This window comes from Micromonospora sp. M61, assembly GCF_018070245.1.
GTDB classification, from domain to species: domain Bacteria; phylum Actinomycetota; class Actinomycetes; order Mycobacteriales; family Micromonosporaceae; genus Micromonospora; species Micromonospora zamorensis.
This window is the reverse complement of record NZ_JAGPYA010000030.1, coordinates 32149-55420: the sequence shown is the minus strand read 5'-3', so window position 1 is coordinate 55420 and position 23272 is coordinate 32149. Positions and strand designations below refer to the sequence as shown.

Genomic DNA, 23272 nt, shown 5'->3' with positions numbered 1-23272 from the left:
TAGCGGTCCAGCCGACCGTCGACCAGGGCGGCGGCCAGGTCCGCGCCGGCCGTGTCGGCGATCTCCTCGGCGTACGGCCGGATGAGCGGCAGGGTGCCGGCGACCAGCCGTACAGCGGCGGCCCACAGCTGGCTGGTGGCGCCCGGACGCAGCCCGAGGCAGAGCAGCATGTCCGACCGGTAGCCGGGTGGGGCGACCGGCAGTTCCAGGGCCGCCGCGAAGGCCGCCCGACGGGAGTGGACCCGCACCGACGGGTTGGCCGGGCGCAGCACCGACGGGCAGAGTCGGGCGAGGTCGGCGACGGCGAGCCGGACCCCCACGCGGTCGTTGGCGACGCGGGCGGCGGCGGCCTTACCGAGCGTGGCGATCAGCTCCTCCAGCCGGGGTGGCTCGGCGGGCTGACAGAGCACCGGCAGATCGATCCGGGGCCGCCAGTGCGGGTCGGCCCAGAGCAGTCGCGCCGGTGTGGTGACCGGCAGCCCGAACGCCCAGTCGGCCGGTTCGCCGAGTCGGTGCACCCAGGAGCGGACGTCACGGGCGGCCACCGAGACGTGGGTGACCCGGCCTGCGGATTCGGCCAGGTACGCCTGTCGAGCGGCGTACGGGGCACCGCCGACCAGCACGTCGAGGTCGACGTCGCTGTGTGCGGTGGCGGCGCGGCGGGCGTGACTGCCGCGCAGCAGGATGCCGACGACCGGCCGCTCGGCGCCCTGTCGCAACCGCGCGGCCCAGTCCTCAAGAAAACCGCTGTCCGGTAACGGAGCGTGACCCACCGCGCCATCGTGCCGTACGTCCGATCAGCGCGCAATGCCCGTTGGCGGACTCGGTGTCCGGTCCGGAGCCTACTGCCCGTTCTCACGCTGTACGCGACGGCGGGCAGTCGGACACCGGCCTCGACCGTTGCGCCCGGATCGGTATTTCATCTAGCGTTGAGTTCAACAGATGATGAGTTTCTTTGGAGGTGCGCGATGGACGACGCCATAGCCGTCCGCGACCTGGTCGTCGACCGAGGCGGGCGGCGGGTGCTGGACGGCATCAGTTGCCGCGTCCCGCGCGGGGCGGTCACCGGCCTGCTCGGCCCCAGCGGCAGCGGCAAGACCACGTTCATGCGGGCGGTGGTCGGCGTGCAGGTGGTCGGCGGCGGGGAGATCACCGTCCTGGGCCAACCTGCGGGCACCCCGGCACTGCGCCACCGGGTGGGCTACCTGACCCAGGCGCCGAGCGTCTACGCCGACCTGACCGTTCGGGAGAACGCCCGCTACTTCGCCGCCCTGTATGGACGGGGGCGGGTCGAGGCCGACCGCGCGGTCAGCGATGTCGGGCTGGCCGATGCGGCGGGCCAACTGGTCGCCACCCTCTCCGGCGGCCAACGCAGCCGGGCCTCCCTGGCCTGTGCGCTGGTCGGCGAGCCGGAACTGGTCATCCTCGACGAGCCGACCGTCGGCCAGGACCCGGTGCTGCGGGCCGACCTCTGGGCCCGGTTCCACGCGATGGCCGCCGCCGGCACCACCCTGCTGGTGTCCAGTCACGTCATGGACGAGGCGGCCCGCTGCGACCGGCTCCTGCTGATCCGCCAGGGGCGGCTGATCGCCGACGACAGCCCCGCCGCCATCCGCACCGCCGCCGGTGTCGACGACCTCGACGAGGCGTTCCTGCGCCTGATCCGGGCCGGCGAGGCGGGCCCGACCACCACCGCCACGACAGCCGGACAGGAGCAGTCATGAACCCGCGGATCCTGGCGGCCACCACCGGCCGCATCCTGCGCCAGCTCCGGCACGACCGGCGGACCATCGCGCTGCTCGTGGTGGTGCCGGCCGTCCTGCTCACCCTGGTCTACTTCATGTACGCCGACCAGCCCACCCCGCCCGGCCAGCCGACGACGTTCGACCGGGTCGCGTTGGTGATGCTCGGCATCTTCCCCTTCGTGATCATGTTCCTGGTGACCAGCATCGCCATGCTGCGCGAACGCACCTCCGGCACCCTGGAGCGGCTGCTCACCACACCGCTGGGCAAGCTCGACCTGCTCTTCGGGTACGGCATCGCGTTCGGGCTGGCCGCCGCCGTGCAGGCCGCGGTCGCCGCCGGTGTGGCGTACTGGATCTTCGGCCTGGAGACCGCCGGCAGCATCGGTCTGGTGATCGGGATCGCCGTCGTCGACGCCGTGCTCGGTGTCGCCCTCGGGCTGCTGTGCAGCGCCTTCGCGCGCACCGAGTTCCAAGCAGTACAGTTCCTGCCAGTCGTGGTGATCCCCCAGCTGCTGCTCTGCGGGCTGTTCGTGGCCCGCGACCAGATGGCCGGCTGGCTCCAGGCGCTCAGTGACGCCTTCCCCCTGTCGTACGCCATCGAGGCGTTGCAGGAGGTCGGTGCCCACGCCGAGCCGACCGGCAGAATGTGGCGGGACGTGGCGGTGGTGCTCGGGGCGGTGGTGCTCGCGCTCGTGCTCGCGGCGGCCACCCTGCGTCGACGCAGCGGGTGAGGCTGCGGCAGCCGTGGGCGGACCGGCCCACGGCTGCCCAGGTGGACGAACGAAGGGCGGCGATGACGCGGCGGACCGGCCGGCGACCCGGCAACCCGGACACCCGGGAGGCGATCCTCGACGCGGCGCGCACGGCGTTCGCCGAGCGTGGCTTCGACTCCGCCTCGATCCGCGCCATCGCCGGCACGGCAGGCGTCGACCCGGCGTTGGTGCACCACTACTTCGGCAGCAAGGACCAGCTCTTCCTCACCGCGATGAACTTCCCGGTCGACCCTGGTGAGCTGGTGCCGAAGGTGATCGCCGGCGACCCGGACGGCGCCGGTGAGCGACTGGTGCGCACCTTCCTCGGCGTCTGGGACTCACCGGCCGGCAGCGCCGCCCAGGCACTGCTGCGCTCCGCTGTGAGCAACGAGTGGACCGCTCGACTGCTGCGGGAGTTCGTCACCACCCAGGTCCTGCGGCGGGTGCTCGAACAGCTCGACGTCGATCCGGCCCAACTGCCGCTGCGCGGTTCCCTGGTGGCCACCCAGATGATCGGCCTGGCCATGATGCGGCACGTGGTGCGTCTGGAGCCGGTCGCCTCGGCGGACCCGGAAACCCTGGTCGCCGCGATCGGCCCGACGATCCAGCGCTACCTCACCGGCCCCCTGCCGACCTAGGGGCGGTCGCGGCGGGCCGGCTCTCGAGTTCGCAGGGTTGAACGGTGCGGAATCGGAGATGGTAGGGGAAGTCCGTCTTCGACAGAGCCCCAGGAACAGGATCATGAGCCAACCGACGAAACCCGTTCTGCAGGCCATCGGTCAGGCCTCCCTCGGCGCTGTCCTGCTGAGCACCGGCGTTGGTCACCTGACGACGAAGCGGCAGGAGTTCCGGGCACAGGTGCCGTCCTGGCTGCCGGTCGACGTCGACAAAGTCGTGGTCGTGTCCGGTCTCGCTGAGGTCGCGCTGGGATCGGCGTTGCTCGCGACGTGGCGCCAGCCCGCCCGCCGGTTGCTCGGCCGGGCCGTCGCCGGCTTCTTCGTCGGGGTCTTCCCCGGCAACATCGCCCAGTTCGTCGAACGCCGGAACGGCTTCGGGCTGGACACCGACCGCAAGCGGGCGCTACGCCTGCTCGGTCAGCCTGCGCTGGTGGCGTGGGCGCTGGCCGCGACCCGCGATCGGTCCCGCTGACGGCGTGCAGCCGGGCAGGTGGTGCCAGCGGCGTGCCTACCGGGCTCAGTACGGCGGATGGGCCTCGGCCGGGCGGCGCAACGTCGGGAGCAACCAGCCCAGTTCGTCGGCGTCGGCCAGCGGATCCGGGAAGGCCAGCCGGATCCGACGCCGCGCGCCCGGTCGACCGAGGGCGACCACCAGCCCGTAACGATCGATGCGCACCACCCGGGGTGGCCCGTCCGGGGTCTGCTCGGTCAACCCGAGCTGCCGGCGCAGATACTCGGTGACCTGCGCGCCGTCGCACTCCGCGAGGTCGGCCAGCAGACGCGCCTCGACCGGGTGCACCGGGTCCGGCTCGGCCTCGGCGTACTCCACCGGGTCGACCCGGTGCACGGCGCCGGCCCGCTCCCAGCGGACCTCGACCACCTCGAAGCGGAACAGTCGGAACCGCGTGCCCAGGTCGAGCAGGTCGCCGGTCGGCTCCACCGCGGCGAAGTCGACAGCCGCGTGGCGGGCCTCGTCGCCGTGCAGCTCGGCAGCCCACCCGGAGACCCAGGCGCGACCCAGACCGGGCGCACCGGCGGCGGGCGGCAGGTCGAGCACGTCGAGCACCACCGCCACGTCGCTGCCCCCGGCCACCGGTTGCAGCGCGGCGGCCAGGTGGCTGGCCACCGGCACCAGCAGCAGCACCCGCCCGTCCGGGTCGGTCACGTGCCGGGCGTGGTGCGGGCCGGGCCGGTGGGCCAGGTGGACGAGACCGGGCAGGCGCCCGGCGACGAGGGTACGAACGATCTCGGCGGGGTTGGGCCGCATGGGCGCGACCTCCTTCGAAGGTTAGGCTTACCTAAGCCGGAGCCTAGAGCACCTGACCTTCGACGTCCACCACACCGGCGCATCGCGTCACCGGGTCTGCTCCAGCCAGGACGCGTAGAGCAGGCCGTAGACCGAGTCCGCGTCGCGGACCAGCTCGTCGTGCGGCCCCCGCTGCACCACCCGACCCCGGTCCACCACGATCACCTCGTCGGCCGCCTGCGCCGTGGAGAGCCGGTGGGCGATCGCGAGGGTCGTCCGGCCCCTGGTGACCGCGTCCAGGGTGCGTTGCAACCGCACCTCGGTCGCCGGGTCCACCGCGCTGGTCGCTTCGTCCAGCACCAGCAGGTCCGGATCCGCCACGTACGCGCGGGCCAACGCGACCAACTGCCGCTCACCGACGCTGAGCGCCTCGCCGCGCTCGCCGACCGGAGTGTCCAGCCCCGCCGGCAGGCCATCCAACCAGTCCGACAGACCCAGCTCGGTGAAGGCGGCGCTCAACTGCTCGTCGGTCAGCTCCGGCCGGGCGAACCGGACGTTGTCCCCCACCGTCGCGTCGAAGAGGAACCCGTCCTGCGGCACCATCACCACCCGGGAGCGCAGCGAGTCGAACCGGACGTCCGCCAACGGCACCCCGGACAGCAGCACCGCGCCCGCCGACGGGTCCATCAGACGGGTCAGCAGCTTCGCGAAGGTCGTCTTGCCACTGCCGGTCTCGCCGACCACCGCCACCCGGCTCTTCGCCGGAATCTCCAGGTCGATGTCGTGCAACACCGGCGGACCGCCCGGGTACGCGAACCGCACCCCCGCGAACCGGATGTCCAACGGCCCGCTCGGCAGGTCCCGTCCCTGCTCCCCCGGGTCAGCCACGTCCGGGGCGACGTCCAGCACGTCCAGCACCCGACGCCAGCCCGCGATCGCGTTCTGCGCCTCGTTGAGCACCTCGGTGGCGATCTGCACCGGCTGGATGAAGAGCGTCACCAGGAACAGGAACGCGGTCAGCTGGCCGATCGACAGCGTGCCGTCCACACCCAGCGTCACCCCCAGCACCACCACGCCGGCCAGCGCCAGCCCCGCGGCCAACTCACCGACCGAGCTGCCCACGATGCTGATCCGGATCGCCCGCTGCTGCGCCAGCCGCTGCCCGTCGATGGCCTCGTCCAGCCGCCGCTCGGTGCGCCCCGCGATGCCGTACGCCCGGATCACCGGCGCGCCCACCACGCTCTCGCCGATCGCGCCGAGCAGCGTGCCGGTGCGCTGCCGCACCGTCGCGTACGCCGAACCCAGGCGCTGCTGCAACTGCCGGATGACGAACACGGCCGGCAGGAACGCGGCCAGCACCACCAGGGTCAACTGCCAGGAGTACGCCAGCATGACGGCGGTGGTGACCACCAGCTGACCGAGGTTGACCAGCAGGATCACCCCGCCCCACTGGAGGAACTGGGTGATCTGGTCGACGTCGCTGGTCACCCGCGAGACCAGCGAGCCGCGCCGCTCCGACTGCTGGTGCAACATCGACAGGTCGTGCACGTGCCGGAACGCCCGCGTCCGCACGTTGGCCAACGCCGTCTCGCTGACCGTGAACAGCCGGCGCATCATCAGATAACCGCAGGCCGTCGTGATCACCAGGATCGCCGTGGTGATCGCCACCACCGTCCAGACCACGTCGAGGTTCAGACCACCGACGAGGCCGCGGTCGATGCCCTGCTGCACGGCGACCGGCACGGCCACCCGACCGACCATGTAGACCAACGCCAGGGCCAGCGTGCCGGCCAGACCGGTCCGCAGCTCCGGCGACAGCGCCAGACCCCGGCGCAGGGTCTGCCAGGTCGTCTCCTCCCGCTTGTCACCCATGCCCATCGTGCTCACCGGTCCACCTCGATTTCCAGGCCCGAGGGCAGCGGCGCGACATCGTCGCCGTACGAACTTTCCTGCGCGCGGTCGACCTCGGCCTGCTCGTAGGCGGTGACGAGGTCGACGTAGCCGGGCACGGTGGCCAGCAGCTCGGTGTGGGTGCCCCGGGCAATCACCCGCCCCTGCTCCACGTAGATGACCTCGTCGGCGAGCGCGATGGTGGCCCGCCGGTATGCCACCACCAGGATCGACGCGACCGGCACCCCCGGCTCGGCCGTCGACGACCGCAGCCCGGCCAGGATGGCCGCCTCCACGCGGGGGTCCACGGCGCTGGTCGCGTCGTCGAGCACCAGCAGGCGCGGCCGGCCGGCCAACGCGCGGGCCAGGGTGAGCCGCTGCCGCTGCCCGCCGGAGAGCGAGGTGCCCCGCTCACCGACCATGGTGTCCAGGCCGTCGGGGAGCGCGGCGACGAACCCGTCCGCCTCGGCGAGTCGAAGCGCCGCCCAGACGGCCTCGTCGTCGATGCCCTGCCGGTCGAGGGCGATGTTGGCGCGAACCGTGTCGTCGAAGACGAACGGCACCTGCGCGACCAGCGCCACAGTGCCGGCCAGTGACGCGGCGGTCAGCTCGCGCACGTCCACCCCGTCCAGGCTGACGGTGCCGGAGTCCGGGTCGACGAGGCGCACCGCCAGCGAGGCGATGGTGGACTTACCGGCGCCGGTCGGCCCGACCAGGGCCACCGTCCGACCGGCCGGCACGGTGAAGCCGACCTCACCGAGGACCTGCGCCCCGGTCTGGTGCGCCTCGGCCGGTGGGTAGGAGAAGTGCACGTCACTGAAGGTGAGAGTGGCCGGGCCGGCGCCGGCCGCGTCGAGCACGCGCTGCCCGTACGGCATCTCGCCGGTGGCGTCGAGCACCCGGCGGACCCGGTCCCAGCCGGCGACGCTGCGCGGCAGCTCGGCCAGGACCCAACCGATGGCCCGCACCGGGAAGGCCAGCACGGTGAAGAGGAAGGCCACGCTGACCAGCTCGGTCACGCTGATCGCGCCCTGGCGCAGCCGGAACGCCCCGACCACCAGCACGGCCAGGGTGCCGAGGCTCGGCAGGGTCTCCAACAGCGGGTCGAAGATGCCGCGCAGCCGGCCGACCGCGATCAAGGAATCGCGCAGCTCACCGGCGCGGCCCGCGAACCGGGCGGTCTCCTGGGCCTCGCGACCCATCGTCTTGACCACCAGGGCGCCGTCGAAGCTCTCGTGGGCGATGCCGCTGACCTCGGCGCGCAGACGCTGCGCCCGGGCCTGCCGGGGCGCCATCCGGCGGGAGTAGACGACGTTGAGCGCGAACAGCGCGGGGAAGACCGCCAGGCCGACCAGGGCGAGCGCCCAGTCGGTGGCGAAGAGCGACACGATCGCGCCGACCAGCATCACCAGCGTGCCGACGGCGAAGGGCAGCGGCGCGATCGGGTACCAGGCCGCCTCCACGTCGGAGTTGGCGTTGGACAGCAGGGTGCCGGTGGAGTTGCGGTGGTGCCAGGACAGCGGCAGCTCCAGGTACCGGCGGGTGACCCGGCGGCGGTAGGAGGCCTGGAGGCGGTACTGCATGTAGCCGGCACCGAGCCGACGGCCGAAGATGCCCGCCACCCGCAGCACGCTGATCCCGAACAACGCGGCCGCCGCCAGCGCCAGGGTGCCCGCGCCCACCTCGCCGCGTTCGATCGCCGGAAGCGCCACCTCGCCGATGACCGACCCGACGACCCGCGCGCTGACGATGATCATCCCGCCGAAGAGCACGCTGCCCACGACCGCGACGGTGAAGATCCGTGGCTGCTCGCGGATCGCCTGCCGCAGGACCCCCAGCCCTCGGCTGAGCACGTCCCGACTTGTCCTGCTCGCCACACTCTCCCCCGCCGTAAGCCGCAATTATCTCCCTCATCCTTACCGGTCCAGGCCAGCACCGCCGACCCCGACGGGATATGTCGACCATCACGTACCGGACGGGGCGAACCGCGGACATCGAACCGACGGACGGTAGCCGCGCGCCAACGGGCCGCCGGGCCTACGATCAGGCCATGCCGCGGTACGCCCGAGCCGAGCGCGATGCGCTGGCCGATCTCTTCCTGGCCCTCGGGCCGGACGCCCCGACGATCAACGAGGGGTGGGCGACCCGTGACCTCGCCGCGCACCTGGTGCTGCGGGAACGCCGCCCGGACGCGGCCGGGGGCATCATGCTGCCGCCGCTGCGCGGCTACGCCGAGCGGGTCCGTCTCCGACTCGCCGCGCGGCCCTACCCGGACCTGGTCGACCAGGTGCGCAACCCGCCGTTCTGGAGCCCGGTCAGCAACCGGGTGACCGACGAGCTGGCCAACATGATGGAGTTCTTCATCCATCACGAGGACGTGCGGCGGGCCGGCTCCGGGTGGCAGCCGCGGGACCTGCCGGTCGGCTTCCAGGCTGCGCTCTGGAAGCGCGCCTCCCCGATGGCCCGGTTGACGCTTCGCCGATTTCCGGCGGACCTCTACGTGCAGGCGCCCGGCCACGGCGAACTCTCCGTCGGCCGGGGCGGCGAGCCGCTCCGGGTGGTCGGCGCCCCAGCCGAACTGGTCTTGTTCCTTTCCGGTCGGCAACGGGTGGCCCGGGTCCAACTGGACGGTCCACCGGAGGCCATCCGACGCCTTCGGACCGCCAGCCTGGGAATGTGACGCTATGTCTGGAAACGGTCACAGGTCCACTGTGGAATGCCCCACACCCAGCGACGAAGGCTGATACCTCCTCCCGTACGCTTTACCGCGTCACTCTTCGCCGAGCGGCAACGAGTGGGGGCGGACTGTGCGAAGTTTCGCGATTTCGGCGCTGCGGGAGCCCCCGTTTCCCGTAGGTCGCCACGAGGCCACCGAACGGGTGGCGGACGAGAGCATCGAGTGGGCGCAGACCTTCGGGCTGATCGATTCCAGCCAGCGGGTTCGTCGGCTGCAACGGGCCGACGCCGCCGGCCTGGCCGGCCGCGCCTGCCCGGCGGGTTCGGTGGACGGGTTGCGACTGCTCACCGACCTGATCAGCTGGCTCTTCGTGATGGACGACGCCTGCGACGAGGACGGCCTCGGCGCCGACCCGGTCCGGCTGGGACCGGCCATCAGCACCTTGCTCGACGTGCTGGACCGGTACGGCGACCCGGACGTCCCGCCGCCCGCCGTCGGGCCCCTGGGTGACGCGTTGCACGACCTGTGCCGCCGGACCCGGCTGCACGACGCCCATGCGGCGCTGCTGCTGCGGTTCGTCAGCCAGATGCGGGAGTACCTGCTGGCACTGCTCTGGGAGGCGACCAACCGGGAGCGTCGGCGCGTGCCGAAGGTGGCGGAGTACGTCCAACTGCGCCGGCACATCGGCGGCGTGCACCCCTGCCTCACCCTGACCGACCTGGCATCGGCGCGGCCCCTCGGGGCGATCCAGCGCGCCAACCCGGCGCTGCTCGCACTGGATCTGCTGGCGGTGGACCTGGTCTGCTGGTGCAACGATCTCTTTTCCTACGGCAAGGAGAGCCAGGCTGATCCGGAGGCGCACAACCTGGTCACGGTGATCGCCCAGGGCGCCGCCGGGGACGAGGCGACCGCGCTGCGGGCCGTGGCGAACCGGTTCAACCAGAGCCTGGCGGCGTACCTGGAAGCGGAGGAGGCGCTGCTGTCCAGTGGGAACGACGAGATGACCCACGCGGCGGCCACCCGGCGCAACTGGGTTCGAGCCACCTACGACTGGTCAGTCGTGGCTGCCCGATACGCCTGATTCCGCCGGACCGGTCGGTGGGTTGGGCCGGCCGGACGATCACCAGGGCTAGCCGATGCACGGTGCCACGCAATACTCTTCGGTAACCATCATGACGTGACGACGGTCACGCCACCACCCCCGAAGGCGGCTCCAGCGATGGCTCTCGATGTACCGTACCGTTCCATCCCGGACATGTTCCTCAAGCGCGTGGCGGCCACCCCCGACCGGAACGCGTTCGCCTCCCCCGCCCCCGACGACTCGGGGCCCGTCTGGCTGACCTGGGAGCAGGTCGGCCAGCGTGCCAAGGCGGTCGCCGCCGGCCTGCACGGCCTGGGCGTCGGCCAGGAGGACCCGGTCGCGATCCTCGCCAACACCCGACTGGACTGGGTGATCGCCGATCTCGGCATCATGTGCGCCGGCGGGGCGACCACCACCGTCTACCCGACCACCGAGCCGGCGGACGCGACCTTCATCATCGCCGACTCCGGCTCGAAGGTGCTCTTCGCGGAAAATCCGGCCCAGGCGGCGAAGATTGCTGGCGCCAACCTGCCCGCGCTGACCCACGTGGTGCTCCTCGACGGCGACACCGACCAGGCTGCGGCGATCCCCCAGTTGACCCTCGCCGAGCTGGAGGAGCGGGGCACCCGCGCGCTGGCCGCCGAGCCGGATCTGATCGACATGCTGGTGGCCGGCATCGGCCCGGACCACCTGGCCACGCTGATCTACACCTCCGGCACCACCGGTCGACCCAAGGGCGTCGAGCTGCTGCACGGCGGCTGGTGCTGGGAGGCCGTGGCGCAGGCGGAGGTCGGGCTGCTGCGCGACGACGACCTGCAGTACCTGTGGCTGCCGCTGGCCCACTCGTTCGGCAAGACGCTGCTCTGCGGTGCCATCCACGTCGGCCTGCCCACCTATGTCGACGGGCGGGTGGAGAAGCTGGTCGACCTGCTGTCGGTGATCCGCCCGACGCTGATGTGCGGCGCTCCCCGGGTGTTCGAGAAGGTCTACAACCGGGCGGTGACCACCGCGCAGGACGGCGGCGGCGCGAAGGCGAAGATCTTCGCCTGGGCCGTCGGCGTCGGCAAGCAGAAGGTGACACTGGAGCAGGCCGGCAAGCCGGTGCCGGCCGGATTGAAGCTGCGCTACGGCCTGGCCGAGAAGCTGGTGTTCAGCAAGCTCCAGGCCCGCCTCGGCGGCCGGATGCGGGTGCTGGTGTCCGGTGCGGCTCCACTCAGCCCGGAGATCGCCACCTTCTTCGCCGCGGCGAACCTGCCGATCTCGGAGGGCTACGGCCTGACCGAGACCAGCGCCGGCAACTTCGTCAACCCGCCGTCCGGGCTCCAGATCGGCACTGTGGGCCGGGCGATGGGTGACCTGGAGTGCCGGATCGACACCGACGGAGAGATCCTGGTGCGTGGCCGGCCGGTGATGCGCGGCTACCACAACCTGCCGGAGGAGACCGCCGCCGCGTTCACCGAGGACGGCTTCTTCCGCACCGGTGACATCGGCACCCTGGACGAGCAGGGCTACCTGCGGATCACGGACCGCAAGAAGGACCTGGTCAAGACCTCGGGCGGCAAGTACATCGCGCCGTCGCACATCGAGGGGATGTTCAAGGCGATCTGCCCGTACACCTCGCAGGCGGTCGTCGTCGGTCAGGCCCGCAACTTCTGCACGATGCTCGTCACGCTGGACCCGGACGCGATCCGGGGCTGGGTCGCCGGTGGTCCACTGGAGGGGCGCAGCTACACCGAGATCGTCGCCTCGCCGGAGGCCCAGACGATGGTCGAGGAGTACGTCGCCCAGCTCAACGCCAAGCTCAACCGCTGGGAGACGATCAAGAAGGTGACCATCCTGCCGCGCGACCTGACGATCGAGGACGGCGAGATCACCCCGTCGTTGAAGATCAAGCGGCGTGGTGTGGAGAGCAACTTCGCGGCCCAGATCGACAAGATGTACGCGGGCACGCTCGCCGAGCTGTGAGCCGACCGAGGGTCCCGTGTCGGCGAGAGAGCCGGCACGGGGCTCTCACAGGTGGTGGCCCCGCCACCTCGTGTGTTCCTCCTCCGCGGCGAGCTGCTCCTCGAACGCCTTCTGCCGGACCCCGGCCCGGCGCCGCGAGTCGACGACCGTCTGCGCGGCCACGGCCAGCGCTGCGGCCAGGGCCAACATGCCCAACGCGATCAGCTCGGGCAGCGACCCGGCAACCGGCACCAGCGCGACCAGCAGCAGGATCCCGCCGATCGTGGGCCAGCGGGGGGCGCCGAGCATCAGCCGGCCGAGCACGATGAGCGCGAGCAGGTAGAGCGCGACCCCACCGTAGAGCGCCAGCAGGTCGAAGCTCGGCAGCGGGATGCCCCAGCTCGGTGTGTTGGGGTCGGCGCCCTCGTGGATCAGCCCCTTGAGCCCGAGCGCGAACAGGATGATGCCGGCGATGACCGGCAGGTGCAGGTAGCTGTAGGCGTTCCGGGCCAGGATGGCACGGGCGTCCGGGTCGCGGGTGCGGTGCAGGGTCTGTTCCATGCCGAGCGCCAGGGTGTCGAAGTACGCCCACCACATCGCGGCGACCACCGCGACGCCGAGGAGCGCGGCGAACAACACCGGCCAGGTCAGCGGCAGACCGGCGATCCCGCTGGGGCTGAGTCCGAGCGCGATGATGGTCTCCCCGAGGGCGACCAGGACGATCTGACCGTGCCGCTCCGCCCAGTGCCCGGCCGAGAGCACCGTCCACCCGCTGCCCCGCAGCGTGAGGCCGGCTCCGTACTCCACGCCGAGGGCCGCGAGCCAGCACAGCAGGCGGGCCACCGACTCGGCTGTTCCGTCGAAGAGCCGCTGCGGCAGCAGCCCGGCGACCACGATGAGGGCCGTGGCCAGCAGCAGCGGCAGAACGAGCAGCCGCCAGCGTCGACGCACGTCGCGGTTCCGACGGCCGATCCACAGGAAGATCACCGTCTCGCTCACCCGCACCAGGAAGTAGCAGGTCGCGAAGACCAACGGACCGAACAGCCCACCGGGCCGGTCGACGAACGCCTTCGGCAGACTCAGCGCCAGCACGAAGGCGGCGGCGATGGTGACGAAGCCGATCGCCGGGACGATGCCCTGGTCGGTGCGGATCAGGTTGCCCAGCACGGCGAACCCGGACCAGCACCACCAGAGCAGGGCCAGCAGCACCAGGCACTGCACCAGGCCCCGGGCGGTCGGATTGCCGGCGGTGGCCGTGGTGACGTGCAGGAACGCGAAGACGAAGACCAGGTCGTAGAAGAGTTCGAGCGGGGTCGCCCGTGAGCCCGGCGCGCTCCGGCGGACCCCGCGCATCCCCCCGCCCTCGCCCATCAGGAGATTGTGGCAGCCAGGATGGGGCGAAAGGTACATTCCCGCACACCGTGGAGAGATCTGGCGCTGGCCGACGATCGTGGGCCGGTGGTCAGTTCGGCGATGGCTCAGGCGATGACGGCGGGCTCCCGCCATCGCTGCCGGCCGGTGCGGTCCAGGTCGTAACGCACCGCCGCGATCCGCCCTACGGCCTCCACCAGGTCCGCGGCCGGCAGGGTGAACGGCAGCCGCAGGAACCGCTCCATGGTGCCGTCCAGGCCGAACCGGGGGCCGGGAGCCAGCCGTACGCCGACCTCCTCGGCGGCCCGGGCCAGCGCGCTGGAGACCGGGCCGTCCAACTCGGCCCACAGCGTCACGCCACCCCGGGGAACTGTGACCCGCCAGTCCGGCAACCGCTGCGCCAGCGCGCCGAGCAGAGCGTCGCGCTGGACGGCCAACTGGACCCGGCGCTCGGCCACGATGGCGTCGGCGTCGGCGAGCAGGTGCACAGCGACCAGCTGGTCCAGCACCGGGCTGGCCATGTCCACCCCGACCCGGACGGCGGCCAGCCGCTGCACCTGCGGCGCGGAGGCGCGCACCCAGCCGATCCGCAGGCCGCCCCAGTAGGGCTTGCTCATCCCGCCGATGCTGATGACCCGGCTGTGCCGGTCGTAGACGCCGACCGGGGGTGGCAGCTCGGTGCCGTCCAGCGGAAGGTCCACGAAGGACTCGTCGATGACCAGATCGGTGCCGACCGCGTGAGCGGCGGCCACCACCCGCTCGCGCAGCGAGGCGGGCATCAGGTGCCCGGTCGGGTTCTGGAACTCCGGAATCAGGTAGGCCAGCTTGGGCCGGGTCTGCCGGAGGCTGCCCAGCAGCAGGTCCGGCTCCCACCCGTCGGCAGCCAGGCCGTGGGTGGTGATCCGGGCCCGTCGCCCGGCCAGCGCGGCGAGCGCGTTGGGGTAGGTCGGTGACTCGACCAGCACACTGCCGCCAGGGGCCAGGGCGAGTCGCAACACGAGGTCCAGTGCGTGCTGGGTGCCGCTGGTGACCATGATCTGGTCGGCCGAGGTGGGCAGGCCCCGGGCGGCGTACGCGTCGGCCACCGCCTCGCGCAGCTCGATGATGCCGGTCGGGTGGTAGCCGGCGCCGCCCAGATAGCGGGGCAGGTCCTCGGTGGCGGCACGGGCGGCCGTCAGGAGCTGCGGTGGGGCCGCCAGCGCGGCGACACCGAGGTCGAGCATCTCCCGGTCGTCCAGCGGGGTCCACAGGCCGGTGCTGGCCACCCGGTGGTTGCCGGGCAGCATCGTCCAACTGCCGGCGCCGCGGCGGCTGGCCAGGTGCCCGGTCTCGCGCAGTTGCCGGTACGCGGCGGTGACAGTGGTCCGGCTGATCCGCAACGCCTCGGCCAGCTCCCGTTCGGCGGGAAGGCGGACGCCCAGCGGCAGCCGGCCGTCGGCGAGCAGACCGCGCACCGTGCCGGCCAGCGCGGCGTAGTCGGGGCTGCGTCGGCGGCCCGGCAGGGCGTGCCACTGACCGAGCAGACGCGCCAATTGGACGCCGCGCACCTGACCCGTCATGGCCACTCCCCGGATATTGGCTTCTTCCTCGACGTGGATTGGCACCTAGGGTGGCATGCATGGCATTGCTTGGCAATCTGCGGCACCGGCCGGTTCGACGGTTGGTCCAGCTCTACCTCGGGCTCGTCCTCTACGGCGTCAGCATGGCCCTGATGGTCCGCTCCGACCTGGGCCTCGACCCATGGGACGTGTTCCACCAGGGCCTCTCCGAGTTGACCGGGCTCTCGTTCGGCACCGTCACCATCGGCGTCGGCGCGCTGGTGCTGCTGCTCTGGATCCCGCTGCGACAGCGGCCGGGTCTCGGCACGATCAGCAACGTCGTGGTGATCGGTCTGGTCGTGGACGCCACACTGGCCCTAATGCCCGCCGGTGGCCCCCTCGGCGTCCGGATCGCGCTGCTCGTCACCGGGATCGTCGCCAACGGCGCCGCCACCGGCATGTATCTCGGTGCCCGGCTGGGCCCGGGCCCACGTGACGGGCTGATGACCGGTTTCGTGGCCCGCCGGCCGGGCTGGTCGGTCCGGCTGGTGCGCACCGTCATCGAGGTCACCGTCCTGGCGCTGGGCTGGCTGCTCGGCGGCACTGTCGGCCTGGGCACTGTCGCGTACGCGCTGGCCATCGGTCCGTTGGCCCAGCTCTTCATCCCGCCGTTCGCCGTACCCGAGGAAAGTGTGTCCGACGCCACCACGCGCGGTGCCACCGTCCCCGACGGCGCCGTGTCCGACGGCGCCGACACTCCCCCGGCGGAGGCCGACGTGCCGCGACCAGGCAGCACCGCCCCGGCCGCTCCCACCGGCTGAGACCTCACCGACCGTTCGCGAACCGGTACACGGTGGTGGTCCGGTGTGCCGGATGGAGGGTGGGTGTTCCCTTCCGCGACGCGCGCCGTCATCATCTCTGCATGGGGGAGAACGGTTGGCGCTGGACGGACGCCTGGATCTTCGTGTCGCTGGTCATCGCGAGCGGAGCCGGACGGCACCACCGGTCGGCCACGAGTCGACGGCCGGAGGGCGTCCGCCTGACCGACGTGCTCTCCACCGCCGACCACCTCAACCACACGATCCCGCAAAGGCACGAGGTGGAGGCCGCGATCCGGCGGCTGGTCGGCGCCGGGCTGGTGAGCGTCGCCGACGGCTGGTTCCGGATAACCGCCGAGGGTGAGCAGCTCTGGCGCACCCGCCCTCGGGCGGGGGTGGCGACCATGGTGGACACCGTGCAGGGGGTGCTGACCCGCCGGCACGCACCCGGCAGCGCGGACTGGATCCTGGAAGAGGCCGACCACGCGGCGGCCGTCCAGGAATACGCAGTCCGTTCGATCCCGACGCCCCGGCGGTCACCGGAGGGGCACTCCGGCGTGCACTGACCGGCTCAGCGCACCGGGTGGCCGCTGCGGCGCAGCGCGTCCTTCACCTCGGCCACGGTCAGCTCACCGAAGTGGAAGACGCTGGCGGCGAGCACCGCGTCCGCTCCGGCACCGATCGCGGGCGGGAAGTGAGCCACCTCACCGGCGCCGCCACTGGCGACCACCGGCACGTCCACGACCGCCCGCACCGCGGCGATCAGCTCCAGATCGAAGCCGGCCTTGGTGCCGTCGGCGTCCATCGAGTTGAGCAGGATCTCCCCCGCGCCCAGCTCGGCGCTCCGCTGCGCCCACCGCACCGCGTCCATTCCGGTGCCGCGCCGACCGCCGTGGGTGGTGACCTCGAAGCCGCTGGGCGTGCCGCCGTCGGGCGACCGACGCACGTCGAGGGAGAGCACGAGCACCTGCCGGCCGAACCGGTCGGCGATCTCGGCGATCAGCTCGGGGCGGGCGATGGCGGCGGTGTTCACGCCGACCTTGTCCGCCCCGGCGCGCAACAGTGTGTCGACGTCGGCGACCTGCCGGACCCCGCCACCGACGGTGAGGGGGATGAACACCGACTCCGCGGTGCGGCGCACCACGTCGAGCATGGTGCCCCGGTCACTCGAGGACGCCGTGACGTCGAGGAAGGTCAGCTCGTCCGCGCCCGCCCGGTCGTACGCGGCGGCCAACTCCACCGGGTCGCCGGCGTCGCGAAGGTCGAGGAAGTTGACCCCTTTGACCACCCGCCCGGCGTCCACGTCCAGGCAGGGGATCACGCGCACCGCCACCGTCATGCCGCGAGCCTATCCTCCGTCAACGACACGGCGGTCGACCCGGTCGGGTCGACCGCCGTGAACGAGGCCTGGGTCACACCTTGACGAGCATCTTGCCGAGGTTGTCGCCACGCAGCAGGCCGATGAACGCGTCCGGAGCGTTCTCGATGCCGTCCACGATCGTCTCGTCGTAGGACAGCGTGCCGTCGCGCAGCCAGCCGGCGACGTCGCGGACGAACGCCGCCCGCATGTCGTTGTGGTCGTTGACCAGGAAGCCGCGCAGGGTGAGCCGCTTGCCGATGACCAACGCCAGGTTGCGCGGCGCGGCCGACGGCTCGGTCTCGTTGTACTGCGAGATCATGCCGCAGATCGCGGCCCGGCCGTGCAGGTTCATGGCCGAGATGGCGGCCTCCAGGTGATCGCCGCCGACGTTGTCGAAGTAGACGTCGACGCCGTCCGGCGCGGCCGCCCGCAGCGACTCGCGGACCGGCCCGTCGTGGTAATCGAACGCGGCGTCGAAGCCCAGCGCCCGCAGCCGCTCGACCTTGGCCGGCGAGCCGGCGCTGCCGACCACCCGGCCGGCACCCTTGAGCTTGGCGATCTGGCCGACCAGGCTGCCGACCGCGCCGGCCGCGGCGGAGACGAAGACCGTCTCGCCGGGCTTCATCGCGGCGACCTCCAGCAGCCCGGCGTACGCGGTCAGCCCGGTCATGCCCAGCACGCTGAGGTACGCGCTGACCGGCGCGACGCTCGGGTCGACCGGCCGGGCTGCGGTGGCGTCGAGCAGCGCGTACTCCCGCCAGCCCAGCCCGTGCAGGACGGTGGTCCCGACGGCGACGTCCGGTGCCTCGCTGGCCACCACCTCGCCGATCGAGGCACCGTCGAGCGGCGCGTCGAGGGCGAACGGTGGCACGTACGACTTGACGTCGTTCATCCGTCCGCGCATGTACGGGTCGACCGACATGTACTGGTTGCGGACCACGATCTGGCCCGGACCCGGCGTCGGGACGTCGGTCTCGACGAGTCGGAAGGTGTCCTCGGTGGGCCAGCCCTGAGGGCGGCTGGCCAGGTGGATCTCGCGGTTTCTGGTCACGGGGTGGTCGTCCTCTCGTCCGCGGTGGGGGTCTCGGTCCGCGAGGTCACGCGGCCAAGGTCTCCCGGACGGTCAGCGTGACGTCGATGTTGCCGCGGGTCGCGTTCGAGTACGGGCAGACCTGGTGGGCCTGCTCGACGATCTGCTCGGCGGTCTCGCGGGAGACGGCGGGCAGGTCGACGACGAGCTCGACGGTGAGCCCGAAACCGCCGCTGCCGTTCGGGCCGATGCCCACCTCGGCCGCGACGACGGAGTCGCTCACGTCGGCCTTGGCCCGGCGGCCCACCAGCCGCAGCGCGCTGTGGAAGCAGGCCGCGTAGCCGGCGGCGAAGAGCTGCTCGGGGTTGGCGGCGCCGCCGGCGCCACCCATCTCCTTCGGCACGGCCAGGTCGAGCGCGAGGGTGCCGTCGGAGGTCTCGACGTGGCCGTCACGGCCATCACCCTTGGCGGTCGCGGATGCGGTGTAGATGACCTGCATGAGAGTCACTGCTCCTTCTGTCGATGGATGGTGTCGGTGACCCGGGTGAGCGTGTCGCGCAATGCGACAAGCTCATCGATGCCCAGCCCGGTGGCCAGGGCGATCCGCAGCGGGACGTCGCAGAGTTGCTCCCGCAGCGCCCGCCCCTGCTCGGTGAGGCCCACCTCGACCCGCCGCTCGTCGCGCGCCGACCGCCGCCGAACCACCAGGCCCGCTCCTTCCAGCCGCTTGAGCAGCGGGGAGAGCGTGCCGGAGTCCAGTCGCAGCTCGGCGCCGAGCTCGGACACCGTGGGGGCGTCGTCGGGGCGTTCCCAGAGCACCAGCAGCACCAGGTACTGCGGGTAGGTCAGCCCGAACTCGTCGAGGATCGGCCGGTAGACGTCGGTGAGGGCGCGCGACGCGGCGTAGAGCGCGAAGCACACCTGTCGGCGCAACAGCAGATCATCGGTCACCGCTGAACCGTAGCCCACAATTAAGTTGTGCACAACTTATCTGGCCGGGAGGCGGCCGGCACCGCGCCGACCGCCGACCTCAGCGACCGCCGAGGTACGCCTCCAACTCCACCTCGACCAGGTGCTCCGGATCCAACAGACCGGCCACCACCACCAGGGTCGCCGCCGGCCGGACCGCGCCGAAGACCGCGTTGTGCGCCCGGCCCACCTCGTCGGCGTGCAGCCGGTCGATCACGTACATCCTGGTCCGGACCACATCGCCGGGCTCCGCACCCACCTCGGCCAGCGCGTCCAGCCCGATCCGCAACGCCTGCGCGGTCTGGGCGGCGGCGTCACCCACGTGCACCACCCGACCGTCCACCGTCGCCGTGCAACCGGCCGTGAACGCCAGGTCACCGGCCCGGACCACCCGGGAATAGCCGTACCGCTGCTCCCACGGGCCACCCGAGGAGAGCCGGGTGACCGTCACGCCTCGGCCAGAGTCCGCAGCGCCTCGGCCACCGTGAAGGCACCCGCGTAGAGCGCCTTACCGGCGATCACACCCTCCACCCCGAGCGGCTCCAGGGTCGCCAACGCCCGCAGGTCGTCCAACGTGGACACCCCACCGGAGGCGATCACCGGCCGGTCGGTGCGGGCGCACACCTCGCGCAGCAGGTCCAGGTTCGGCCCGCGCATCGTGCCGTCCTTGGTGATGTCGGTGACCACGTACCGGCTCGCGCCCGCCTTGTCCAGCCGCTCCAGCACCTCGTACAGGTCACCACCGTCGCGGGTCCAACCACGCGCCGAGAGGGTGTGGCCGCGCACGTCCAGCCCGATGGCCACCCGGTCGCCGTACTCCCCCACCACCCGGTCACACCAGACCGGGTCCTCCAGGGCGGCGGTGCCGATGTTCACCCGGGTCGCCCCGGTGCCCAGCGCCGCCCGCAGCGACTCGTCGTCCCGGATGCCGCCGGAGAGCTCCACCTTCACGTCCAACTGACGCACCACCTCGGCGAGCAGGTGCGCGTTGGTGCCCCGACCGAACGCCGCGTCCAGGTCGACCAGGTGGATCCACTCGGCGCCGTCCTGCTGCCAGGCCAGCGCCGCGTCCAACGGCTCGCCATAGATGCTCTCGCTTCCGACGGCGCCCTGCACGAGCCGGACGGCCCGGCCGTCAGCGACATCCACAGCAGGTAACAGGGTGAGGCTCAACGTCTTCTCCTCGATCAGGTACGACGGTCCAGGGCGATCACGACGATCGCCGGCAGTACGAGCAGCAAGAGCACCATCAGCGCGACACGCAGCGCCAGGTTGTCGACGAACGTCCAGATCAGAATCAGCGCGGCACCGGTCAGCAGCACAATCGCGGCCCGCTCACCCCGGCTGTGCCGGGGCAACCGTCCGGAGCGGCCCCGCCGCACCTGCGGCGTCAACCGGCGGACCACCGCGCGACGGCGCTGACGGCGCGCCACCTGCCGCTGCCGGACCGCCCGCTCCCGGGCCTGCTCGGCCTCACGCACCGCCCGACGACGGGCCCGTTCCCGGCTCACCGCGACACCCTCGCGCCGGGCACCGGGCGACGACGGTCAGTCACTGCTGGGCAGCGTGACGAGCCAGTTGCGCAGCAGCGCGGCACCGGTGTCGGCGGACTTCTCCGGGTGGAACTGGGCCGCCGACAGCGGACCACGCTCCACCGCGGCGACGAAATCAGTGTCGTGATGGGCGGTGGTCACCGTGGCACCGGCAGCAGTCAGCGCCGCCGGGTCCCCCATCGCGTACGAGTGGACGAAGTAGAACCGGCTCTGCTCCGACAAGCCGGCGAAGAGCACCGACCCCTCGGGCGCCCGGACCGTGTTCCAACCCATGTGCGGCAACCGGGTGGCGGCCAACCGGGTCACCCCGCCGGGCAGCAACCCGAGCCCCTTGGTCACCACACCGTGCTCCTCGCCGTACTCGAAGAGCACCTGCATGCCCACACAGATGCCGAGCACCGGCCGACCCGCCGCCACCCGCTCGGCGATCACCGGGCCGGCACCGAGCGCCTCGATCCCGGCCATGCACGCCGCGTACGCGCCCACCCCCGGGACCACCAGGCCGTCGGCGGCGGCCGCGGCGGCCAGGTCGTCGGTCACCCGCACGTCAGCGCCGGCGGCGGCCAGCGCCCGCTCCGCCGAGCGCAGGTTGCCCGAGCCGTAGTCGAGCACCACCACATCACTCATGTCGTCACCCCGATCACCCGTTCTCCGGCAGCAGCCGCAGAACCCCGGCGACAGTGGCGAGCACCGCGAGCGCCGCGGTGACCATGACAGCCGCCTTCGGCGCACCCTGCCGGTAGAGCGACCAGGTGCCACCCACCAGCACCCCGGCCAGGATCAGCAACAACGTCGGCAACGCAGCACCCATCAGAGCCACCCTCGAATCGCGACTGCGGGGCTCCGCTGCGCTGCACTCCTCGCGCTCATCAGAGAGCACCCTTCGTGCTGGGAATCGCGCCCGCCGAGCGTGGGTCGATCGCTGTCGCCTCCCGCAGCGCCCGGGAGACCGCCTTGAACTGCGCCTCCACCACGTGGTGCGCGTCCGGGTGACCGCCCGGCCGGGCCGCCCGCAGCACGTCGACGTGCAGCGTGACCCGGGCCGCCTGACCGAAGGACTCCCAGATGTGCCGGGTCATGCTCGTCGCGTACACCGGCCCGATGTACGGGGCCAGCGCCGGCTCGTCGTGCACCACGTACGGCCGACCCGAGAGGTCCACCGCGGCCCGGACCAGCACCTCGTCCATCGGCACGGTCGCCGAGCCGTACCGCCGGATGCCGGCCTTGTCGCCCAGCGCCTGGTCGAACGCGGCACCCAGGGCGAGCGCCGTGTCCTCGATCGTGTGGTGCGCGTCGATCTCCAGGTCACCCACGGTGCGCACGGTCAGGTCGAAGCCGCCGTGCCGGGCGATCTGGTGCAGCATGTGGTCGTAGAAGCCGACGCCGGTGCTGATCTCGGCGGCGCCGGTGCCGTCGAGGTCGATCTCGACGAGGACCTTGGTCTCCTTGGTGATCCGCTCCACCCGGGCGGTCCGGCTCATCACACAGTCTCCATTGCAGAAAGGAAGGCGTCGGTCTCGGTCGGGGTGCCCGCGGTCACCCGCAGCCAGCCGGGCAGGCCGACGTCACGGACCAGCACCCCCTGTGCCAGCAGCGCCTTCCAGACGGTGGTCTGGTCCCCGCCCACCTCGAAGAGCACGAAGTTGGCGTCGCTGTCGGCGACCCGCAACCCACGCTCGCGCAGCGTCGCCACGATCCGGTCCCGCTGCGCCATGATCGCGCTGACCGTGCCGAGGAGTGCGTCGCGGTGGGTCACCGCCGCCCGTGCGGCGGCCTGGGTCAGTGCGGAGAGATGGTACGGCAAACGGACGAGCTGCACCGCCTGCACCACCGCCGGGTCGGCGGCCAGGTAGCCCAACCGCCCGCCGGCGAAGCCGAACGCCTTGCTCATCGTGCGGCTCACCACCAGCCGCGGGTGGCCGGGCAGCACCGCGAGGGCGCTGACCGTGCCCGGTCGGGCGAACTCGGCGTACGCCTCGTCCACGACCACCATGCCCGGCGCGACGTCGAGCACCGCGGCGATCACCGCCGGGTCCAGTGCCGTGCCGGTGGGGTTGTTCGGCGAGCAGAGGAAGACCACGTCGGGCCGGTGCTCACGGACCTGGGCGACCGCCTCCTCGGCGGTCAACCCGAAGTCGACGCCGCGCTCGGCGGGCACCCACCGGGTGCCGGTGCCGAGGGCCAGCAGCGGATGCATCGAGTACGCCGGAACGAAGCCGAGCGCGCTGCGCCCCGGCCCACCGAACGCCTGCAAAAGCTGCTGCTGGATCTCGTTGGAGCCGTTGGCGGCCCACACCTGCTCGACGGTGAGCCCGTGCCCGAGATATTCGGCCAGGTCGGCGCGGAGCGCCAGCGCGTCCCGGTCCGGGTAGCGGTTCAACTCGCGCAGCTCGGCAGCGAGCGCCTTGCCGATCGCCTCGACCACCGGCTCCGGCACCGCGTACGAGTTCTCGTTGGTGTTGAGCCGCACCGGCACGTCGAGCTGCGGCGCCCCGTACGGCGAGAGCCCGCGCAGGTCGTCGCGGATCGGCAGCTCATCCAGGCTGCTCATGCCGCCACGCCGCTTCGCGAGGAGGCGACCTGAGGCACCGGGCGACTGAGCCAGCTGGTTCGCTCGCTGC

Annotated in this window: 24 protein-coding genes and 2 pseudogenes; 9 read left to right on the top strand and 17 right to left on the bottom strand. The window is 72.1% G+C overall.

The annotated features are described in order from the left end of the window. Positions 1–86: 86 nt before the first annotated feature. Positions 87–410 (bottom strand): annotated as a pseudogene (locus tag KBX34_RS34290) (phosphoribosyl-AMP cyclohydrolase); the annotation flags it as partial. A 558-nt stretch (positions 411–968) separates the two neighbouring features. Between KBX34_RS34290 and KBX34_RS18740 the strand changes: the two are divergent. From KBX34_RS18740 to KBX34_RS18725, 4 genes are all read left to right on the top strand, one after another. After that, on the top strand, positions 969–1724 hold the full coding sequence (locus KBX34_RS18740; protein WP_210793897.1) for an ABC transporter ATP-binding protein: 756 nt from the start codon (positions 969–971) through the stop codon (positions 1722–1724). Beyond that, complete coding sequence (locus tag KBX34_RS18735; RefSeq protein WP_088949340.1) at positions 1721–2476, top strand: ABC transporter permease; 756 nt, start codon at positions 1721–1723, stop codon at positions 2474–2476. The genes KBX34_RS18740 and KBX34_RS18735 overlap by 4 nt, the downstream gene beginning before the upstream one ends. Before the next feature lie 62 nt (positions 2477–2538). Then, positions 2539–3135, top strand: a complete 597-nt coding sequence (locus KBX34_RS18730; protein ID WP_210793896.1) for a TetR family transcriptional regulator — start codon at positions 2539–2541, stop codon at positions 3133–3135. Between the two features lie 103 nt (positions 3136–3238). After that, complete coding sequence (locus KBX34_RS18725) at positions 3239–3646, top strand: hypothetical protein (protein WP_088949342.1); 408 nt, start codon at positions 3239–3241, stop codon at positions 3644–3646. Between the two features lie 45 nt (positions 3647–3691). On the opposite strand, the gene KBX34_RS18720 is transcribed toward KBX34_RS18725, so the two are convergent. The 3 genes from KBX34_RS18720 to KBX34_RS18710 all read right to left on the bottom strand — a co-directional run bounded on the left by KBX34_RS18720 (position 3692) and on the right by KBX34_RS18710 (position 8187). After that, the gene (locus tag KBX34_RS18720; RefSeq protein ID WP_088949343.1) at positions 3692–4441 is read right to left on the bottom strand and encodes a DUF2470 domain-containing protein; all 750 of its coding nucleotides are present in this window, start codon (positions 4439–4441) and stop codon (positions 3692–3694) included. An 87-nt stretch (positions 4442–4528) separates the two neighbouring features. Further along, a complete protein-coding gene (locus KBX34_RS18715) occupies positions 4529–6298 on the bottom strand; it encodes an ABC transporter ATP-binding protein (protein WP_210793950.1) in 1770 nt (589 codons plus the stop codon). A gap of 5 nt (positions 6299–6303) precedes the next feature. After that, a complete protein-coding gene (locus KBX34_RS18710) occupies positions 6304–8187 on the bottom strand; it encodes an ABC transporter ATP-binding protein (RefSeq protein ID WP_210793895.1) in 1884 nt (627 codons plus the stop codon). Positions 8188–8360: 173 nt separating this feature from the next. Here KBX34_RS18710 and KBX34_RS18705 point away from each other — a divergent pair, with 173 nt between their 5' ends. From KBX34_RS18705 to KBX34_RS18695, 3 genes are all read left to right on the top strand, one after another. Beyond that, positions 8361–8990 carry a TIGR03085 family metal-binding protein gene (locus KBX34_RS18705; protein ID WP_210926049.1) on the top strand — a complete coding sequence of 210 codons (630 nt, stop codon included), beginning with the start codon at positions 8361–8363 and terminating at the stop codon, positions 8988–8990. 127 nt (positions 8991–9117) lie between these two features. Continuing rightward, positions 9118–10068, top strand: coding sequence for a terpene synthase (locus KBX34_RS18700; RefSeq protein ID WP_210926047.1), 951 nt, complete (start codon positions 9118–9120; stop codon positions 10066–10068). 138 nt (positions 10069–10206) lie between these two features. After that, positions 10207–12033, top strand: a complete 1827-nt coding sequence (locus KBX34_RS18695; RefSeq protein ID WP_210926045.1) for a long-chain fatty acid--CoA ligase — start codon at positions 10207–10209, stop codon at positions 12031–12033. 45 nt (positions 12034–12078) lie between these two features. Here the strand turns inward: KBX34_RS18695 and KBX34_RS18690 are convergent, their stop codons facing one another. Continuing rightward, positions 12079–13383 (bottom strand): low temperature requirement protein A, encoded by a 1305-nt coding sequence (locus KBX34_RS18690; protein WP_210926043.1) that lies wholly within the window; start codon positions 13381–13383, stop codon positions 12079–12081. Positions 13384–13490: 107 nt separating this feature from the next. After that, complete coding sequence (locus KBX34_RS18685) at positions 13491–14942, bottom strand: PLP-dependent aminotransferase family protein (RefSeq protein WP_099855988.1); 1452 nt, start codon at positions 14940–14942, stop codon at positions 13491–13493. Between the two features lie 59 nt (positions 14943–15001). Here KBX34_RS18685 and KBX34_RS18680 point away from each other — a divergent pair. Together KBX34_RS18680 and KBX34_RS18675 are read left to right on the top strand one after the other, a co-directional pair. Then, positions 15002–15650, top strand: a pseudogene (locus KBX34_RS18680) (YitT family protein); the annotation flags it as partial. A gap of 193 nt (positions 15651–15843) precedes the next feature. Beyond that, entirely contained in the window at positions 15844–16305 is a 462-nt protein-coding gene (locus tag KBX34_RS18675) for a hypothetical protein (RefSeq protein WP_210926041.1), read from the top strand. Positions 16306–16310: 5 nt separating this feature from the next. Here the strand turns inward: KBX34_RS18675 and hisF are convergent, their stop codons facing one another. The 11 genes from hisF to KBX34_RS18620 all read right to left on the bottom strand — a co-directional run bounded on the left by hisF (position 16311) and on the right by KBX34_RS18620 (position 23202). Then, on the bottom strand, positions 16311–17078 hold the full coding sequence (hisF, locus tag KBX34_RS18670) for an imidazole glycerol phosphate synthase subunit HisF (RefSeq protein ID WP_210793890.1): 768 nt from the start codon (positions 17076–17078) through the stop codon (positions 16311–16313). Between the two features lie 73 nt (positions 17079–17151). Continuing rightward, positions 17152–18150, bottom strand: a complete 999-nt coding sequence (locus KBX34_RS18665) for an NADP-dependent oxidoreductase (protein ID WP_210926039.1) — start codon at positions 18148–18150, stop codon at positions 17152–17154. 46 nt (positions 18151–18196) lie between these two features. Further along, the gene (locus KBX34_RS18660) at positions 18197–18628 is read right to left on the bottom strand and encodes an organic hydroperoxide resistance protein (RefSeq protein WP_088949353.1); all 432 of its coding nucleotides are present in this window, start codon (positions 18626–18628) and stop codon (positions 18197–18199) included. A gap of 5 nt (positions 18629–18633) precedes the next feature. Beyond that, positions 18634–19080, bottom strand: a complete 447-nt coding sequence (locus tag KBX34_RS18655; RefSeq protein WP_088951911.1) for a MarR family winged helix-turn-helix transcriptional regulator — start codon at positions 19078–19080, stop codon at positions 18634–18636. Positions 19081–19159: 79 nt separating this feature from the next. Continuing rightward, positions 19160–19549, bottom strand: a complete 390-nt coding sequence (locus tag KBX34_RS18650) for a RidA family protein (RefSeq protein ID WP_088949354.1) — start codon at positions 19547–19549, stop codon at positions 19160–19162. After that, positions 19546–20271 carry a bifunctional 1-(5-phosphoribosyl)-5-((5-phosphoribosylamino)methylideneamino)imidazole-4-carboxamide isomerase/phosphoribosylanthranilate isomerase PriA gene (priA, locus tag KBX34_RS18645; RefSeq protein WP_088949355.1) on the bottom strand — a complete coding sequence of 242 codons (726 nt, stop codon included), beginning with the start codon at positions 20269–20271 and terminating at the stop codon, positions 19546–19548. The genes KBX34_RS18650 and priA overlap by 4 nt, the downstream gene beginning before the upstream one ends. A 14-nt stretch (positions 20272–20285) precedes the next feature. Further along, a complete protein-coding gene (locus KBX34_RS18640) occupies positions 20286–20609 on the bottom strand; it encodes a hypothetical protein (protein WP_088949356.1) in 324 nt (107 codons plus the stop codon). A 36-nt stretch (positions 20610–20645) separates the two neighbouring features. Then, entirely contained in the window at positions 20646–21278 is a 633-nt protein-coding gene (hisH, locus tag KBX34_RS18635; RefSeq protein WP_210926037.1) for an imidazole glycerol phosphate synthase subunit HisH, read from the bottom strand. A 13-nt stretch (positions 21279–21291) separates the two neighbouring features. Next, positions 21292–21462, bottom strand: a complete 171-nt coding sequence (locus KBX34_RS18630) for a hypothetical protein (protein ID WP_210926035.1) — start codon at positions 21460–21462, stop codon at positions 21292–21294. Between the two features lie 58 nt (positions 21463–21520). Next, entirely contained in the window at positions 21521–22132 is a 612-nt protein-coding gene (gene hisB / locus KBX34_RS18625; RefSeq protein ID WP_088949358.1) for an imidazoleglycerol-phosphate dehydratase HisB, read from the bottom strand. After that, positions 22132–23202 (bottom strand): histidinol-phosphate transaminase, encoded by a 1071-nt coding sequence (locus KBX34_RS18620; protein ID WP_088949359.1) that lies wholly within the window; start codon positions 23200–23202, stop codon positions 22132–22134. Before KBX34_RS18620 ends, hisB begins: the two co-directional genes overlap by 1 nt. Positions 23203–23272: the final 70 nt, after the last annotated feature.